This window comes from Rhodococcus sp. WS1 (assembly GCF_003797745.1).
Classification (GTDB): domain Bacteria; phylum Actinomycetota; class Actinomycetes; order Mycobacteriales; family Mycobacteriaceae; genus Rhodococcus_F; species Rhodococcus_F erythropolis.
Genome location: NZ_RKLZ01000005.1, coordinates 1 through 17,750 on the forward strand (window position 1 = coordinate 1; position 17,750 = coordinate 17,750).

The window sequence follows — 17,750 nt, forward strand, 5'->3', positions numbered from 1 at the left end:
GAAGCTAAGCCCTTCAGCGCCGATGGTACTGCACTCGACAGGGTGTGGGAGAGTAGGACACCGCCGAACACAAATTACGAGAAGCCCCCCAACCAGTGATGGTTGGGGGGCTTTCTCGTACCCAAAACACCCAACCAAAACACCCCCCGAAAGCACCCCCGCCGGCACCCCCGACTTCGAGCGAACGGTACTTTCGTCGCCTCAGACCGACCCAGCGTACCGTTCGCACGATCAAGGGGCGGGCACGCCGCCGACTGACCACCGCGTCCGGGATCGAGCGAACGACACTTTCGTCGCCTCAGATCGACCGAACGTACCGTTCGCACGATCAGGGCACGATCAGGGCAGGAATTGGGTGAGGAAGATGCCAGCGCCGACGCACGTAGCGACTGGTTAGCCAAGGTACAGATTGTGAACCCTCTCATAGGTGCGAAGTACTCTCCGATTTTGTGCCTTTGTCCCTAGTACTTTGGCCTAGGCTGAGTGTCATGGTGGGGTTGAGCAGCTCGCGGGTGTCGCATTTGCGACTCGTTCCGACGGAACCTGAAGAACTGCAAAGGTTTGTACAAGAAGCTGGCGGAGTGCGTGGGGGCATTCAGATTGCGCGATCGTTACGTTCGAAGAGGCGCGCGGTACCGGCGCAATACGCGATACGTATCAGCGTCGACAATGTTTCCACTCAGATCTGGCGACGAATCCTCGTCGCGTCGGATCTGAATCTGGATGACCTGCATTCGGTCGTTCAACGGGCAATGGGGTGGAGTGACCGTCATTCGCACGCGTGGTCCAAGTCAGGAACCCGATTTCCCGGCGAGGTCGAAGAGTATGTAGCTTCCGGAAGCAACGCCGAGCAGCGCCTCGCCGGACGAGTGGCGATCGTAGAGTCTGCGGTACGTCTGGACGAGGTCATGGCCTCGCCCGGCGATGAACTTAGATATCGCTATGGACGCTTCGGAAACTGGAGTCACACGCTGACACTGGAATCTTCGGAAGTACTGCCCGACGGATTCCAAATTGTGTGTGCCGCGGGTCGCGGTGCGTGTCCGCCGGAGGAATGCGTCGGGCCTGACGAGTACGAGCAGCTCCTCGGTGTCCTCGCTTCGGAGAAGTTGCGCTCCCACGAATGGACCCTCGAATGGCCGCAAACCGAATTCGAGCCGACACGATTCGAGATCGCTGAGGTCAACAATCGGCTTCATATACCTCGACCGGACGAGATCGTTGCGCCGTACGACACCGCAATGCTCGTCGAATGCCTGGAACCGTCGCGAGTCCCGGAACTGCGCGCGGTCCTCGCCCGAGCCGGCATTGACGATGAGTCGGCAATCGGAGAGTTGGTCCACGTCGAGGCGGGCCAACGCCTTCAATCGGTCCTGGCGCTGATCGGTGTCGAAGGGGTCGACGCTGATGACTTCTTCACGACGGTCGACGCAATGCTCGACGAACCCGAACTAGGACCTGTCAACCTTCCCAAGGGGCGATCACTCTTCGCAGTACTCAAGAGGTTTGGCCTGGTGCGAAAGCACAAAGGGCAGATTGTGCTGACGAAGCGGGGACAGTCAGCGCAGCGGGACGCATCAATCATGTGGTCGGTGATCGTCGACAGCGTTCCGGTTGCGCCGGGAGGCTCGCAGAGAGCAGTGGAACTTCTTGTCCTCCTCGCCGTAGCCGCTGGTTTGTCGCCGGCAGATCGTCATCGCTTCGTCGCGGGAGCACTGGAGTCGATTCGGTCGTCAAGCATCCTCATGTCCGGCGCTCAGACTTCCAAACGTGACACGTCCGGGAGCACCGTAGAGGTGCTCGGCCTGATCGGCGCTACGGGGTACGAGCTGGGGAAGTTCGGCACCAAAGAGGACTCTCCCTGGGCTGTTCACCTCGCGAGGGCGATCCTGCAGCGTTAACTCGCGCGTTCGATGCAGACAACCGAAACGGGGTTCGATCCGGCAATGCCGAATCGAACCCCGTTTCGTGTCCTGGTTAGAGATCAGATGTTGACGCCGTAGTCGCGGGCGATGCCGGCGAGTCCGGATGCGTAGCCCTGTCCGACTGCGCGGAACTTCCACTCGCCGTTGTGGCGGTAGAGCTCACCGAAAAGCATGGCGGTCTCGGTGGAAGCGTCTTCCGAGAGGTCGTATCGTGCCAGCTCGGATCCATTCGACAGATCTACGACGCGGATGTAGGCGTTGGTGACCTGCCCGAAGGACTGGAGTCGGGCATCGGCGTCGTGAATCGAGACGGGGAAGAAGATGTTGGTGACGTTGGGCGGTACAGCCGGGAGGTCGACGTTGATGACTTCGTCGTCGCCGTCACCTTCACCGGTGAGGTTGTCGCCGGTGTGCTCGATGGATCCGTCGGGCGAGCGAAGGTTGTTGTAGAAGACGAAGTGCAGGTCGGAAAGAACCTTGCGTTCCGGGCCGGTGACCAACGCGCTGGCGTCGAGGTCGAAGTCGGCACCACTGGTGCTGCGTGCATCCCAGCCGAGACCGACTGCGACCTTGGTGAGGTTGGGTGCGGCTTTCGACAGAGATACGTTGCCGCCCTTGGCAAGTGTGACGCCCATTCAGGTTCCTCTCGTTCGAACGAAGTGGATTTCTTCGTTCGGGAGTTCTGTGTTGTCCGTTCTCGACTCACATTACCGTGAGCGGGTAGGTGCGGTTCGACCGAATAGCTACCTCACTCGAACAGCGCGCGAAGATCCTCGGCGTCGAGTCCGGTGCCGAGTGTCCCTTCGGCGTCCATGACATTCGAGAACAATGCCGACTTCTTGGCTTTGAGCGCCATGACCTTCTCTTCGATCGTGTCTTTGGCAATGAGACGGTAGACCATGACGTTTCGTGTCTGCCCGATGCGGTGAGTGCGATCGACCGCTTGTGCCTCGGCGGCCGGGTTCCACCAAGGGTCGAGAATGAAGCAGTAGTCGGCCTCGGTGAGATTGAGGCCGAAGCCACCAGCCTTGAGGCTGATCATGAATACGGGGGCTACGCCAGACTTGAACTCCTCCAACACTTCACCGCGATTGCGCGTCGAACCGTCGAGATAGCTGTACGGAATTTTTTCCGCTTCGAGTCGTTTGCGGACAGAACCGAGGAACCCGGTGAATTGGCTGAAGATCAACGCACGGTGTCCGCCCGCAATGACGTCGTCCAATTGCTCGACGAGAGCGTCGACCTTGGCTGAGGGGACAGGTCCGCTTTCCTCGTCGACCAGCGAGACGTCGAGACTGAGTTGGCGTAGCACCGTCAGCGATTGCAGGATCGTGAATCGGTTCTTGTCGACGTCGTCGAGCAGTCCGAGAATCTTCTGCCGTTCGCGTTGCAGATGGGTGTCGTAGATCGCGCGATGGCTCGGATGCAACTCGATCTCGAGTATCTGTTCCTGCTTCGGCGGCAAGTCTGCAGCCACCTGTTCCTTGGTGCGCCGAACCATCAGCGGTTTGACGCGCCGCCGAAGTTGCGCCAATCGCTCTGTGTCGCCTTCCTTTTCGATCGGGTTGCGGTAGACGTCGGTGAAGGTGGTGGGACTGGGGAACAGTCCTGGTGCAGTGATCGCGAGGAGCGACCACAACTCCATGAGATTGTTTTCCATGGGAGTGCCGGTGATCGCGAGTTTGAACGGTGCGTTCACTGCCGTCGCACACTTGTGGACCTTGGACTTGTGGTTCTTGGCGAATTGGGCTTCGTCGAGTACCAGTCCGGACCAGACGCCCGCCGAATACGCATCGGTGTCGAGGCGAAAGAGAGCGTACGACGTCACGACGATGTCCGCCCCGTCGACGAGTGTTGCCAGGTCGGTTCTTCTGCGCCGCAGAGTATCCGTGATGACAGCGGTGTGGAGGGTTGGTGCAAACTTGGCCACCTCGGATTTCCAATTGGAGACCACGCTGGTGGGAGCAACGATCAGAAAGGGCGGCGCCGCTGGATTCGATTGCCGTGCAGTGCAGATCATTGCGAGAGTTTGCAGGGTCTTGCCCAGGCCCATGTCGTCGGCGAGTATGCCGCCCAGGCTGTGCTGCCGGAGGAAGTTGAGCCAGCGGAATCCGTCGACCTGATAGGGGCGCAGTGTTGCCGTCAACGTGGCGGGGACGTCGACGGGATCGATCCCGGAACCGCCGAGCAATCCTGCGATCTGCTTCTTCCAAGCTGCTGCCTGATGTTCGACTCTTCCCAGTGTCGTCAATTCTTCCCACAGCCCGGCTTGAAACTTGCTGATCGCGAGTTTGCCGGTTGGTCGATCGAGCAGCGACCGCGCTTCGGTGATGAGTCGGTGTAGACCGAGAAGGTCAGGTGCGTCGAGTCGGAAGAAGGCGCCGTCCGGAAGCAGTATGTGAGTCTCACCCTTGCTCAGGGCGGAGAACAGCGTGGTGAACGGAACGCTTTGTCCCGCAACGTCGACGGTGACGTCGAGGTCGAACCAGTCGGATCCGCTGCTCCCGTCGGGGGCTGACGTGCTGAGGCCGATCACGACAGCGTCGTCTGCGGGCCGATAGTCGGCGGGAGTGCCCGCGACGGTGAGGTCTACTTCGTCGTGCGATGCGAGTTGGGGGAGGAGGTCGAGTGTGAACTGCATGGAATCGAGGCCGGCCAACGTTCCCGCGAGAGTGGCCTTCGCCGCGGCCGCACCGAGGCTCTTGGCAATGGCATCTTCGGCAACGTGGTTGCGGATCTCGGACTCGTCGGTGGTTGTGTCTGCGGTAGAAATGATCAGTTCGTCGGCATCGACTGTGTACTTCCATGCCGATTCGATGTCGATGCGGTGGTTGTCCGCGTACGTGGCGACCAGTTGTAGCCGAGGACCGGACACAGTCGGTGGGTTGTAGGCGCCGTCGGAAGATATGACGGGAGCGAGGTTTCCGAGTTTGAACACGAACCGCGAAGTGAATGCATCCCGATGCTCGGCGGGTATGTCGACCGATTTTCCGGAGTCGATCAACTGCCTCAGTTGGTGGGTTATCGGCGTGTGCAGTGGTGCGAGAGTGATCGCGTTGGCGGCGTCGAGCGCGAAGACGCCATGTGCCGGCGTGCCGACGAGTCCCCAGTCGGTATGGGTGACGATGTGCCCACCGGCCTGAATTCGGGGCGTCAGGCGGAGGTTGTTGTCTTCTGCACCGTGGACGTCGAGGCAGATGCTGGCATCGTCGAGTAGGGAGATGTTGCCGAGGCCGGCCTTCGAGTGAACGAGTGAAACGCCCACGGTGATCGCCTCACGAAGAAGAGACCAGAGTTGCGGGCTCGCGAACCCGGCAAGATCGATTTCCGCGGCATTTTGATTTCGGTAGTAGTTGCCGGCGCTGTGGAGGAGATGTATGTCGCGTAGAACCCGGAGGTGATCTGCGGGGAACTGAAAAGTGCTTCCGAGTTTGTTCCAGGCGAGCCCGCCGGAGATCCACCCTCTCGCTCCTGGTTGCACGGGTTTGATGATGAGCCTTGTCGATGCGCCCTTGGTTCGGGTGGTGAATTGAATGCCAAGTCCACGTGTAGTGCGGCCGGCCGGGTCTGGTCGGAGCAACTCCTCGAGCGCGCTGTCCCATCCGAGGTGTTGTGGAGTCTTGTTCGCCTCGGCCACCGCTGCGAGCACCAACGCGACTACGTGCTTGCAGTTCATCCGCACGGGACACGTGCAGAGGCCACGCGTGAACGTTGCTGTACCGGCCGCGCTGCGACTTACCGAAATCGTGCAGGTGTACGGCTCTCGCGCAGTTCCCGATACAGCGCCGGTCAAGGTGTCAGCGGTGTCGTTCCATGCGATGGATTCGACTGCATTCTGCCGCAGGTAGGTAAGTCCGCGTTCGTAGGTGGTTGTGCCCACGATAGCGCGAATTCGGTCGAGGTCGAGGGCCCTGACTGAATCCGGTTGCACGGGGCCAGCCTAGTAGCGGTGACCGACAGATCTTGTCGTGGTCGTTTGTCCAAGAAAGTCCGAACTGCACGGTATGTTCACGGAAACATCTTTGACTGGTTTGGGAGTTTCATGAGGACTGAGCGGCGAGCGTGGATCCGATCTGCGCGCACAGGTGCGGTGTGTTTGGCCGTTTGTGCACTTTCTTTGCAGTTGGGCGGACTGTCGACGGCAGCGCCGAGTTCCGGGAGCTCGGGAAGCTCGGGAAGTCTGGGCAGCGTCGAGGGCAGCGTGAGTTCGGGGTCGACGATCCCAGGACCGCTTCAGGAGGATCCGGGCCCCAAGCCGGAGCTGCGCGACGACATCGTCGTCCCGGCCATCGTCGGCGAGAAGGTGACCGCACCGCAGGCAATCAGGCTGACGGTGGCGTCGCCTGCACTTCGACGCGAGGTCGGCGTCGAGATCTTGCTACCCGCGGACAATTCGGTTCCGCGCCCGGCGCTGTACATGCTCGAGGGTGTCGACGCCGGTGAGAAGAGCAGCGGATGGATGACGATCGGCGGCGCTCCGGCGTTCTTCGCCGACAAGAACGTCAACGTCGTGATGCTCAACGGTGGTATCGCGAGCCTGTACTCGGACTGGGAGAATCCGGATCCGCGGCTGGGACTGCACAAGTGGGAAACCTTCATCACCGAAGAGTTGCCACCGCTGATCGACGCACGGTTGAAGACCAACGGCATCAACGCGATTGCCGGCAATTCCATGGGCGCGATGGGCGCAATGATGCTCGCCCAACGCTTTCCGGACATGTATCGTGGCGTCGCGGTTTTCAGTGGCTGCTACTCCACGATGGATCCGCTCGGCCGAACTGCCGTCCAGGCCACGATTTCTTCGCGAAGCGGAGATCCGGCCAACATCTGGGGTGTGCCAGGAGGCCCCGAGTGGGAGGCACACGATTCGTTGATCAACGCAGAGAAGCTGCGTGGCAAGGAAATCTACGTGTCGACGGCAAATGGTCGTCCCGGATCCGACGAGACGCTGCAGACTCCGGAACTACTCGAGCGTCTGGTGATCGGCGGCGGCATCGAGGTTGCTGCGCATGCCTGCACCAAGATGTTCGACGCGCGGTTGCAGGAGCTGAAGATTCCGGCGCAGGTAGATTACGAGCCGAACGGCACACACGCGTGGGCATATTGGCGTGAACGACTACCCAAGGCGTGGCCGACTTTGTCCCGGGCGTTGGGCGTCTGACGGTTCGACAACAGTGCTCGGGTTGTGGGTGCACCACAACCCGAGCGTTGGATCACTCGCAGGCGATGCCGTCGTTGTCCCGGTCGAGATGCGGGGCATATCCGTTCTGGCCCCGGTACAACGGAGCTGCGCCGGCGTTACGCACGGCAGTGCAGTTCTGGTAATACCGCGCCGGTGCGGGAGTGTTCTGCGGCGCCGGCTGGTTCTGGGGCGCTTGCGGAGCGGGCGGTGCAGGCGGTGCGAAGACCGGGGGAAGGAACGGCTGGACTGCGTCGGCAGAGCCAGTCGGAATCATGCGTGCGATCTCGATCGGTAGGAAATCGAAAACCGTGGATGCCTGAGCGCCGGGTGCGGCAACCAGAGTGATTGCGGCGCAACCTGCGATGCTGAATGCCAGACGGCGGAGCTTCATGTGACCTCGTGTTCAACTGGGCAGCCCTTCCACTTCGGAGGGCTGTGCCGGCTGAGCATACTGGCCATAACGACCAAATGGTCTATTTCGGTAAGGGTGAAACCTGGGGTGAAAAGCAGCGTCCCCGCACCGTATTGCTCGGGTGCGGGGACGCTGCTGCTGTCAGCGAGGGTTACGCGTCGACAAGTTCCTCGGCGAAGGGATCACCGTTGCGGGGAGCGTCGAAGCGTTCCTTGTCGAGAATGCCCTCACGCTTTGCGACGATGACCGGAACCAGAGCCTGGCCGGTGACGTTGACTGCGGTACGGCCCATGTCGACGATCGGTTCGACTGCGAGGAGCAGTCCGACGCCGGCCAGGGGAAGACCCAGGGTGGAGAGTGTGAGTGTGAGCATGACTGTCGCACCCGTAGTTCCGGCCGTTGCTGCCGAGCCGATGACCGAAACGACGACGATCAGCAGGTAATCGGTGAAGGTCAGCGGAACGTCGTAGAAGCCGGCGACGAAGATTGCCGCGATCGCGGGATAGATTGCGGCGCAACCGTCCATCTTCGTGGTGGCACCGAGCGGAACTGCGAACGAGGCGTACTCACGAGGAACGCCGAGGTTGCGTTCGGTGACGCGTTCGGTCAGCGGCAGGGTGCCGATCGACGAGCGCGAGACGAATCCGAGCTGAGTCGCGGGCCAGACACCGGAGAAGAAGCTTCGAACCGAGAGACCTTGTGCGGCAATCAGGATCGGGTAGACCACGAAGAAGACAATGGCCAGACCGATGTAGATGGCGGCGGTGAAGACGCCCAGCGAGCCGATCGCATCCCAGCCGTAGGTGGCGACAGCGTTGGCGATCAGCGCGGCGGTGCCGATCGGGGCGAGGCGGATGATCCACCACAGGACCTTCTGGACGATCGCGAGCAGCGAAGCGTTGAACTCGAGGAACGGCGCAGCCTTGGGACCGATCTTGAGTGCAGCAATGCCGATTGCGCCGGCGATGACGAGCAGCTGCAGGACGTTGAAGCTCAGCGATGTAGTCGCCACGCCTTCGGCGACGGAAGTCTTTGCACCCAACCCCAGGAAGTTGTTCGGAACCAGTCCGGTGATGAACGCCCACCACGAGCCGGAGCTCTTGGGTTCCTTCGCTGCTTCGGCGGCGACGTCGGTCCGTGAACCGGGATCGGTGATCAGGCCGACGATGATGCCGATGATCACAGCAATGAAAGCGGTGATCGCGAACCAGAGCAAGGTCTGCACGGCCAGGCGAGCTGCATTGGCGACCTGGCGCAGGTTGGCGATGGAGCTGACAATGGCGGTGAACACCAGCGGGATCACCGCCACGGTGAGCAGCTTGACGTAACTCGAACCGATGGTCTGCACGGTGCCGACCAACCAGTTGACGTTGCCGTCGGCTGCATCAGGCATTGCCCGGGCGACGAGACCGATGATGACGCCGAGTACGAGACCGGCGACGATCTGCGGTCCGAATGCCGTCGCCCAGGACGGAAAACGGGACGTGGACTTTTCCGGCACGCCGGTGGAGGTGGAGCTGGGCATGACTATGCCTTTCGAAAATCAAGGGAGCGAAACGCAGCGCGGCACCAGAGGCCGGGCAGATTCGAAGAAATGTTTCCTGGTACGCGTCAGGTCAGAGCGAGCGCGTACACATTGCGCTCGCCTGCAGGCGAAGGTCGACGTAACGCCGACTGGTCAGGAACAACACTGTCCACACACTACTCGCAGCTTCAACTACTCGATCCCGAGGGTCGCCGCGGGAGTTCGCTTCGTGTTCGTCGGGCGTGCCCCGATCAGTCACTGTTGGTCGGTTGACTAGTCTCGACGATCAGTAGGTGCCGCACCGGCGCCTAAGCGTCGGCAAGCGGAAGCGAGAGACCGATGAGCGTTCGGAATGCCGAGTACCCGCGTCCGAAGCATTTCCTGGTGCACCTCAGTGACACGCATCTGGTGGCTCAGGGGGAGTTGTACGACGCCGTGGATGCGTCGACGAGATTGCGGGAAGTGCTCAGCGGGATCGTGGCCTCGGGCGCACGCCCGGATGCACTGATATTCACCGGCGACCTGACCGACCAGGGACACCCCGACGCATACGCGGAATTGAAAGCCATCGTGGAACCCGTGGCGGCCGAGATCGATGCGCAGGTCATCTGGGCGATGGGCAACCACGACGACCGCTCTACTTTCAGGTCTCTGCTGTTGGGCGAGGACGCCACCGATCATCCCGTCGACAACGTCTACGACCTTGACGGACTGCGGGTGATCACCCTGGATTCGTCGGTTCCCGGTCACCACTACGGTGAGATCTCGGATCGTCAATTGGATTGGCTACGCTCAGAATTGGCGGTGCCCGCGCCCGACGGAACAATTCTGGCGCTGCATCATCCGCCGGTTCCGTGCATTCAGGATCTCGCGGTTCTGGTGGAGTTGCGCGATCAGTCCCGGTTGGCAGACGTCTTGCGTGGCAGCGACGTCCGGGCGATTCTTGCCGGGCATCTGCACTATTCGACGACGGCGACGTTCGCCGGCATTCCGGTGTCCGTGGCGTCGTCGACGTGTTACACCCAGGACTTGAACGTGGAAGTCGGTGGTCAGCGTGGTCGTGACGGGGCTCAGGGGTGCAACCTGGTGCACGTCTACGACGAGACAATTGTTCATTCGGTCGTTCCACTCGGCGCGCACGTGACGGTCGGTGAGCCTGTCGACGCGGCCGAGGGAACCCGGAGGCTCAGCGCTGCCGGTATTCGAATCCTCGAGAGCGAAAAGGCTGCACGCTCGATCATCTGAGGTGGCAGGCGGTTTCCGGCACTCCGGCGCAGTTCTGGGCGATTGCCGGGCTGTCGCGTACTCACTACCGTCGAGGTAGGTGCAGAGCTCCAGCAACAAGGACCGGCTAGCTGGACGGCAACCCTTCATGCCGATGGGGTGCCCCGGAATCACACCTGGCGATACGCGTGGTGCGTGTCGCAAGCGGCAGTCGCCACGAGAACCGTCAGTCGGGTGCTGACGGTTTCTGCGGTCGGCACTGTGCGCTCCCGAGTAGTTCTCGAACAGGAGTATGCGCCGATGACCTCCACCCCCTCCTCTCATCTTGCTCCGTTGCATCTCGCCGTAGCGCTGGACGGTGCCGGTTGGCACCCTGCAGCCTGGCGAGAGCCACACTCGCGCCCGAGTGAGCTGTTCAGCGCGTCGTATTGGACTGACGTGGTGACGACCGCCGAGCGTGGTCTGCTCGATTTCGTCACCATCGAGGACAGTCTCTCGGTGCCGGCCAACCCACTCGAGCCCGTCGACGACGCGGTTGATCGGGTGCGCGCTCGGCTCGACGCACATCTCGTGGCCGCCCGACTGGCACCGATCACGAGCAACATCGGCTTGATCCCGACCATCACCACCATTCACACCGAGCCGTCTCACGTGTCCAAAGCCGTTGCCACGCTGGATTACACCTCGCGCGGTCGCGCCGGATGGCAGGTGAAGGTTTCGGCGTCGGAATCCGAGGCAGCACAGTTCGGGCGTCGCGACATCCCAGCGCTCACCGATGCCGACCGTCAGTCGATCGTTTCAGGCGTCCTCCCGGACTTCGTGCGCGACCTGTTCGACGAAGCTGCGGAGGCGGCTGACGTAATCCGGCGACTCTGGGACAGCTGGGAGGACGGCGCCGAGATCCGCGATGTGGAGCAGCGCCGGTTCATCGACCGAGACAAGTTGCACTACATCGACTTCGAGGGAAAGTACCTCTCGGTCCGTGGACCGTCGGTGACTCCGCGCCCGCCGCAGGGGCATCCCGTCGTTACCGCGTTGGCACATCAGCGGGTCGCGTACGAGCTGGCGGCGCGGACGGCCGATCTGGTGTTCGTGACGCCGTTCGACGACGAGCAGGTCACGGCAATCCTGGGTGAAGTGCGAGCCGCCGAAGAACACGTGCAGCGCACCGGCGAACCTCTTCGGGTCTTCACCGACATCGTCGTCTTCTTCGATGCGCCGGAAGAAACCGGAAAGGAACGGCTCGCTCGCCTCGACGCGCAGGCCGGCGCCGAATACCGTTCGGACGCGCTGACCTTCACCGGCTCTGCTGCGGAGTTGGCGGATCTCCTGCTCCGGTGGCAGCAGTTGGGAATCGAAGGCTTCCGGTTGCGGCCGGGCGTCCTCGTGGACGACCTCGACGCCATCGCAGGTGAGCTGGTGCCTGAACTGCAGCGACGCAGCGTATTCCGCACCGAATATCCGCAGACGAATCTTCGCGGACTCCTTGGTCTACCCATCGACGTTCCCAACCGCTACGCCGCCGGCACTCCGGCCGCCTGACAGACGAGGAATAGATTTTCATGAGTTCTCAGAAGCGTAAGCAGGTCATCCTGGGTGCCTACCTCGGCGGCGTCAACCATCACACTGCATGGTGGGATCCGCAGGCGGGCAGCCAGATAGAGTTCGATTCTTTCGAGCACACCGCTCGAACCGCCGAGCGTGGGAAGTTCGACTTCTTCTTCCTCGCCGAAGGCCTCGCCCTTCGTGAGCGTGCGGGACAGATTTTCGACCAAGACATCATCGGTAGGCCGGACACCTTCACCGTGCTCGCATCGTTGGCAGCAGTGACCGAACACCTCGGTTTGGCAGGCACCATCAACGCCACGTTCAACGAGCCTTACGAGCTGGCAAGACAATTCGCGACGCTCGATCAGTTGTCCGGAGGACGTGCCGCCTGGAACGTCGTCACCTCGTTCGACGCATTCACCGGCCAGAACTTTCGTCGCGGCGGATACCTGGATCGTGCGCAACGATACGAGCGTGCGGAGGAGACCGTAGCGCTGGTGCGTCAACTCTGGGATTCGTGGCGCAATGACGACATCGTGGCCGACAAGGCATCAGGGCGCTTTCTCGCGCGACCGGATGCCGGTGAATTCGCTTTTCATGGATCACATTTCGACGTGAACGGCCGATTCACGGTGCCGCGCAGTCCGCAAGGGCGCCCGGTTATTCTGCAGGCCGGGGTGTCGCCGCAGGGGCGCGATTTTGCTGCTGGTAATGCCGACGCGATCTTCTCACCGTATGGTCAATTGCCCGAGGCAGCCGACTTCTATCGTGACATCAAGGCTCGTGCCGTTGCGGCCGGACGCGACCCGGGTGACATCAAGATCTTGCCGTCGGCGAGTTTTGTTCTCGGCACGTCCGAGGCGGACGCAATCGAGAAGTATCGAGAGATTCGCGACCAGCAGGTCACCGGCCAGACCGCTTTGGTTCTGCTCGAACAGATCTGGAATCTCGATCTGTCGAAGTACGACCCCGAAGGACCACTACCCGATATCGCACCAGACCCCGAGGCTCCGCCGATCATCCAGGGGCGCGCCTTCATTCACCAGGATCGTTTCGCGACCGTGGCAAAATTGCGCGCGGTCGCCGAGAGCAAGAAGTTGAATCTGCGCGAAGTGGTGATCGATCAGTTCGAGCGTGGACCGATCGTGGGTACACCGCAGCAGGTTGCCGAGAAAATAGATTCGTTTGTCCGCAACGACGGTTCGGACGGATTCATCCTCGGATCGCACCTCGTGCCGACCGGCCTCGACGAGTTCGTCGACGACGTGGTGCCGCTGTTGCAAGATCGAGGTGTCCTCCGCAGTGACTACGAAGGAACGACGTTGCGTGACAATCTCGGACTGCCCATTCCGGTGCAACGGGAGCATGTGACAGCACGCTGATCGACCGAAGTAGCAAGGGCCCAGCCGAAATCGGCTGGGCCCTTGTTTCGTCTAGGCTTCCCAGGGCGCCGGGATGGGGTAGTAGCTCTCCAGGAACTCCGTGATCTTGCGTGTGCGAAGTTCCAGATCGATCTCCGGAGCGCTGCCGTCGTTGAGGCAGAAGAAGTCCATGGAGCGCTTGGCGAGCAGTGAGTCCATGTCGCGCAAACCGGCCTTGACCGTCGTATCGACGTATTTGACGGCCGCGGACTTCTGCACCACCGACCGTCCACTCATGAGCGTGTAGTAGTGGTACAGCGAATTGGTCACCGAGATATTGGAACTCGCGCGGAAGGTGCTTGCTGCAGTGGCCGCGAAGTCTTCGGCGAACTCGCGTTCCATCTCGGCCATCACGCTCTTGCGTAGTGGCGTCGCTGCGTGCTCCAGATGTCTGGTGGTCATCAGACCGAAGCGGTCCTGTAGCAGACGGCGGTTGACGCGAGCCGCATTCTCGAACCCGCTGCGGTCGTTGTCGTTGTGTCCCAAACCGATTCTGGTGTCGGCCTCGATGAACATGCTGATCCCGCCGGGGGAGAAGAACATATCGGGGCCGACGGGGCGACCGAAGAACATGTCGTCGTTGGAGTAGAGGAAATGCTCCGCCAGACCCGGAATATGGTGCAGCTGGCACTCGACAGCTTGAGAATTATGGGTGGGCAACACACTTGGATCGGCGAAGAACTTTTCGCTGGGCATGAACGTGACTCGCGGATCGTCCGCAAGCCAGTCCGGACGATCGGAATCGGTTGCGACGAAGATCCGTCGGATCCACGGCGCGTACATGTGGATGGACCGTAGCGCGTACTTGAGCTCGTCGATCTGACGGAAACGCGCCTCTGATTCGTCCCCCTCGCCGACGATGTAGTTCTGCATCCGCTTGGCGCGCTGAGCCTGAAACTCTTTGGAAGAGCCGTCGACCCAGGAAAAGACCAGATCGATATCGAAGCTGATATCGGAGGCATGATCGGCGAACATGTTCTCGATGGTCGGCCAGATCCGGCCGAATCGCTCGACGGTTCCTCGGACCGCTTCTTCAGGGAGGACGGTTCGTCGTGTCAGTGAGTTCTCGACGGGTAGGACGATTTCTTCGTCGGAAATCGACCACAATTCGATTTGAACGCCGATGTTCGCGCCGTAGTTCATGCCGCTTGCGACGTGAACCCGCGGACGGAACAAGCGGAAGATCCGTGACTTGTTGGTTTTCGACAGGGCACCGTCCGCGACAAGGAGCGCTGGGCTCTTCTTCGCGTCGACGGTTTTGGAATAGAAGGGTGCGTTTGCGCATCCCTCGACAAGTGCCTGCCGCAGGTTCTTGCGCTCGGTCCAGCTCACCGCGATCACGGGGCGCTCGTCGTTTCCGCGGACGAGTAGATACTCGATTCCTGCGGCGTCGAGGATGTCGCGGATGAAGAGGAGATCTTCGACCATCGCTTCGAGCGGCGTGGTGGTCGTGATCGCGAGGGCAAAACGATTCTTGAATCGGACGGTCTCGGGTAGCTCGCCCATCCGTGCGCGTGACGCGGCCGACGCCGGTTCCACAGGATTGGGGCTGTCCTGCTCCGGGGGTACGAAGTAGATGTCGTGCGGAGCGGGAGATTCTGTAATGGGATGCCTTCCGATTCTGATCCAGCTGTGTATCTGTCGCCCCGACGCTGCGAGAGCGTGGTGGCGACGAGCTCAGTCTATGCCGTCGGCGCCGAAAGTCGGACATGAGTGACGGCGATGGGTAGGGCGGGGCGAGTCGGGTACCCCGAGGACCGAAGCGAGAGTGAAGGAGGAGAACCGATGCGTGTGAAAGCGATGGTCGGAACAGGCGCGATGGCTGTTGCGCTGGCCGCCGGCCCAGTAGCCACAGCTTCTGCTGAAGGCGCCGAGACGGCGGGGTCGGAGGGTTCACCGGAGATGCTGACCTGCGAGGTGGTCTTCGATGCACTCGAAGACATGAGCCCGGAATGGACGGAAGAGGGGATCGATCAGGTCGAAGACTGGTGTGAGTTGATCACCGGCGAAGAAGACTGACCGTCAGCCGCGCGAGATCACTCGTCGCGACAGTCGCCACCGCCCGTCTTCGAGTTCGAACTCATCGGCGTAGCTCCCGACGCCGCTGAGCTTGGGCGAGGTGGTCGTGTCGACGTAGAACATCCACACCGCATCCGCGCGGGCTGTAGTTTCCGAGGTCACGTCCACGGCGATCGCCGTGGTGACGTGGCGTGTGAATGTGCCCGGACCTTGAATGCCGGCGGCCCGGCGCTCGACTACTCCAGCGGCAATTTCTTCACGGCCACGTCGTACCTGTGCGGGGATACCGCGATCGGGATTGGCCGGCATGTTCCATTCGGCCTCGCGGGTGAACTGCTCCACGTAATCCTCGACCGAGCCGGTATCGGCAAGATGCGCGATGCGAGCGAGCGTTGAACGAATCTGTTCGGCAGGGCCCTCGGGTTGCATGCTGTCCTCCGTAGACGTGGGTGCGGCAGATCGCACGCTACAGCTCATGACGACAACGACGACGACCTCGTCCCAGTGAGCGGCAAGATTCTCCGGCGAGGGAGCGGCGAACTTTGAGATCACCTCGAGTTCAACCGTATTCGGGCGCGCAGCGTAAATGATTGAGTGTTCACAGTAGGCAGCGCCATGACGACTGCCGCGCCCGTAGGCTTGACCGACTCACAGGAGATCGCCATGTCCGTCACCGAACTCGAACGTGTCACCCAGACCCCGGAGCAGATCTACGCTGCCGGCGGAATCACCGTCCACAAAGTAGGCGAGCTGATCGGCGCCCGCATCGACGGCGTCCATCTCTCCGGAGACTTGTCCGAAGAGACCGCCTACGCGATCAACTATGCGCTGGCAGCGCACAAGGTTGTGTTCTTCCGTGGGCAGCAGCATCTCGACGACACGTCGCAGTACGAATTCGCCGGAACCCTCGGCACCCAGACCACCCCGCACCCGACGGTGAAGTCCAGGGGCGACAAGCTGTTGGTGCTCGACCGCGCCGCCAACAGTTGGCACACGGACGTGACGTTCGTCGACCGCATCCCGAAAGCCTCGATTCTGCGAGCGACGACCATTCCCGAGTACGGCGGAGCGACCACGTGGGCGTCGACCACCGCCGCGTACGACCAACTGCCGTCTTCACTCAAGGTCTTGGTCGAGAATTTGCGGGCCGTTCACACCAATGCCTACGACTATGCCGAGGTTGTCGATCAGGCGAACCCGGTAGACGCGCAGCGCCAGGCCTACTACGCCGAATTCACCCGTGAGATCTACGAGACCGAACACCCGGTGGTGCGTATCCATCCGGCGACGGGGGAGAAGACCCTCCTGCTCGGTCACTTCTTCAAGGAGTTCGTCGGGCTCAAGCCGTCGGAGTCGGTCGCTCTTTACCAGATCCTGCAGGCACGAATCATCAAGTTGGAAAACACTGTTCGATGGAACTGGTCGGCCGGCGACCTGGCGATCTGGGACAACCAGGCGACTCAGCATTACGGTATCGCCGACTACGGGACTCAGGCGCGCAGTGTGCACCGAGTGACATTGGCCGGCGACGTCCCCGTCGACGTCCACGGCGAGCAGAGTCGAATCCTCCAGGGTGACGCCGCGGAGTATTCGATCATCGCGGACATCGATCGGCTTCCCGGCTTCGCCGCGAACTGATCAGTCGTGCTGCGGGTGATCCGGCGGGAACATCTGTCCCCATGAGTGACTGCACGCTCGGCACGTCCATTCCGGGGTGTCCGGTCCCACGACGCAGCCAGTTACGGCGAGCCACGGTAGGTGATCGAACGGATGGACCGGCATCCCCGGGGCACACTGAGCGGTTCTGTGTGCACCGCAGTGTGGGCACGGTGGATTTTTCGCCAGCATGTAGTCGATGAAGTTGGTGTGCCCAGACGTGGCCATCCTTCCGGTGCACTTGCGGCACAGGACGGCTGGGTAGTCGTCACCAGGTTCAGCCTGCCTGAAGATCCGTGATGCGGAATGAAAGTGAAGGCGATCGCTGCTGTTGAACTTTCGCAACGGCATCGGTGAGCCGCAACCTGTGCAGTTGCCCCGCTCGTTCATCAACGTTCGGGCGTGGGCAGCTGTGGACGTCGGATCCAGCGTGTCGATGTCGCCGAAGTAGTGCGCATAGTGTGACTGGCCGGCCGTGAGAATCCGGTCGGCCAGTGCGTCGTCGACCGGCCCAGGATCCGTGGGAAACGTGATGGACCATCGTTGTTCGAGTTCTGGAACGGTGGGCAAACCGTGGAGTTCGTACGGGCGTTCATCGACTTCCATCGGCGACGTGCCGTCGAAGGGCGCAGCCACGGTCTCGATGCAGAGCAGCGTGCGAGGAGTGGTGTCGAGAACCGTGACCAGCAGGTCACCGATGGCCATCTTTCCGTGCATGATCCAGGGATCGACACGGGCCCGGGGTTCGAGAAACGCGACCACGGCATCGATCCATGGCGTGCCGAGTGCGATGAATACGTGCTGACCGGAGCTCCGCGTGATCATCGGACGATTCTCG

At 61.6% G+C, this 17,750-nt stretch carries 14 protein-coding genes and 1 riboswitch; of the genes, 7 read left to right on the plus strand and 7 right to left on the minus strand.

Translation table 11 applies throughout. From position 1 onward, the window contains the following. Positions 1-488: 488 nt before the first annotated feature. Complete coding sequence (locus tag EEB12_RS29595; RefSeq protein ID WP_258537561.1) at positions 489-1,901, plus strand: plasmid pRiA4b ORF-3 family protein; 1,413 nt, start codon at positions 489-491, stop codon at positions 1,899-1,901. Between the two features lie 83 nt (positions 1,902-1,984). Here EEB12_RS29595 and EEB12_RS29600 read toward each other — a convergent pair whose 3' ends face one another. Both EEB12_RS29600 and EEB12_RS29605 read right to left on the minus strand, forming a co-directional pair. Beyond that, on the minus strand, positions 1,985-2,560 hold the full coding sequence (locus EEB12_RS29600; protein ID WP_003940660.1) for a TerD family protein: 576 nt from the start codon (positions 2,558-2,560) through the stop codon (positions 1,985-1,987). A 113-nt stretch (positions 2,561-2,673) separates the two neighbouring features. Next, positions 2,674-5,856 carry a DEAD/DEAH box helicase gene (locus EEB12_RS29605; protein WP_141489174.1) on the minus strand — a complete coding sequence of 1,061 codons (3,183 nt, stop codon included), beginning with the start codon at positions 5,854-5,856 and terminating at the stop codon, positions 2,674-2,676. A 111-nt stretch (positions 5,857-5,967) separates the two neighbouring features. On the opposite strand from EEB12_RS29605, the gene EEB12_RS29610 reads away from it, so the two are divergent. After that, positions 5,968-7,086: an alpha/beta hydrolase gene (locus EEB12_RS29610; RefSeq protein WP_113684019.1), complete on the plus strand. Its 1,119-nt coding sequence runs from the start codon at positions 5,968-5,970 to the stop codon at positions 7,084-7,086. A gap of 52 nt (positions 7,087-7,138) precedes the next feature. On the opposite strand, the gene EEB12_RS29615 is transcribed toward EEB12_RS29610, so the two are convergent. Together EEB12_RS29615 and EEB12_RS29620 are read right to left on the minus strand one after the other, a co-directional pair. Next, complete coding sequence (locus tag EEB12_RS29615; RefSeq protein WP_141489175.1) at positions 7,139-7,498, minus strand: excalibur calcium-binding domain-containing protein; 360 nt, start codon at positions 7,496-7,498, stop codon at positions 7,139-7,141. A gap of 172 nt (positions 7,499-7,670) precedes the next feature. After that, on the minus strand, positions 7,671-9,044 hold the full coding sequence (locus EEB12_RS29620) for a dicarboxylate/amino acid:cation symporter (RefSeq protein ID WP_134999880.1): 1,374 nt from the start codon (positions 9,042-9,044) through the stop codon (positions 7,671-7,673). 339 nt (positions 9,045-9,383) lie between these two features. Between EEB12_RS29620 and EEB12_RS29625 the strand changes: the two genes are divergently transcribed. From EEB12_RS29625 to EEB12_RS29635, 3 genes are all read left to right on the plus strand, one after another. Beyond that, positions 9,384-10,289: a phosphodiesterase gene (locus EEB12_RS29625; RefSeq protein ID WP_134999879.1), complete on the plus strand. Its 906-nt coding sequence runs from the start codon at positions 9,384-9,386 to the stop codon at positions 10,287-10,289. A 78-nt stretch (positions 10,290-10,367) separates the two neighbouring features. Beyond that, positions 10,368-10,481, plus strand: a riboswitch (SAM riboswitch). Continuing rightward, the gene (locus tag EEB12_RS29630) at positions 10,464-11,810 is read left to right on the plus strand and encodes an LLM class flavin-dependent oxidoreductase (protein ID WP_148668943.1); all 1,347 of its coding nucleotides are present in this window, start codon (positions 10,464-10,466) and stop codon (positions 11,808-11,810) included. Its footprint overlaps the riboswitch before it by 18 nt. Positions 11,811-11,830: 20 nt before the next feature. After that, complete coding sequence (locus EEB12_RS29635) at positions 11,831-13,198, plus strand: NtaA/DmoA family FMN-dependent monooxygenase (RefSeq protein WP_134999877.1); 1,368 nt, start codon at positions 11,831-11,833, stop codon at positions 13,196-13,198. 51 nt (positions 13,199-13,249) lie between these two features. Here the strand turns inward: EEB12_RS29635 and EEB12_RS29640 are convergent, their stop codons facing one another. Then, on the minus strand, positions 13,250-14,743 hold the full coding sequence (locus EEB12_RS29640; RefSeq protein WP_020970156.1) for a stealth family protein: 1,494 nt from the start codon (positions 14,741-14,743) through the stop codon (positions 13,250-13,252). 279 nt (positions 14,744-15,022) lie between these two features. On the opposite strand from EEB12_RS29640, the gene EEB12_RS29645 reads away from it, so the two are divergent. Further along, entirely contained in the window at positions 15,023-15,256 is a 234-nt protein-coding gene (locus EEB12_RS29645; protein WP_080910610.1) for a hypothetical protein, read from the plus strand. Between the two features lie 3 nt (positions 15,257-15,259). Here EEB12_RS29645 and EEB12_RS29650 read toward each other — a convergent pair whose 3' ends face one another. Further along, positions 15,260-15,808: a nuclear transport factor 2 family protein gene (locus EEB12_RS29650; protein ID WP_258537560.1), complete on the minus strand. Its 549-nt coding sequence runs from the start codon at positions 15,806-15,808 to the stop codon at positions 15,260-15,262. Between the two features lie 111 nt (positions 15,809-15,919). Here EEB12_RS29650 and EEB12_RS29655 point away from each other — a divergent pair, with 111 nt between their 5' ends. Further along, positions 15,920-16,894 carry a TauD/TfdA dioxygenase family protein gene (locus EEB12_RS29655; RefSeq protein ID WP_134999875.1) on the plus strand — a complete coding sequence of 325 codons (975 nt, stop codon included), beginning with the start codon at positions 15,920-15,922 and terminating at the stop codon, positions 16,892-16,894. Here the strand turns inward: EEB12_RS29655 and EEB12_RS29660 are convergent, their stop codons facing one another. Further along, the gene (locus EEB12_RS29660) at positions 16,895-17,737 is read right to left on the minus strand and encodes a hypothetical protein (RefSeq protein WP_134999874.1); all 843 of its coding nucleotides are present in this window, start codon (positions 17,735-17,737) and stop codon (positions 16,895-16,897) included. Positions 17,738-17,750: the final 13 nt, after the last annotated feature.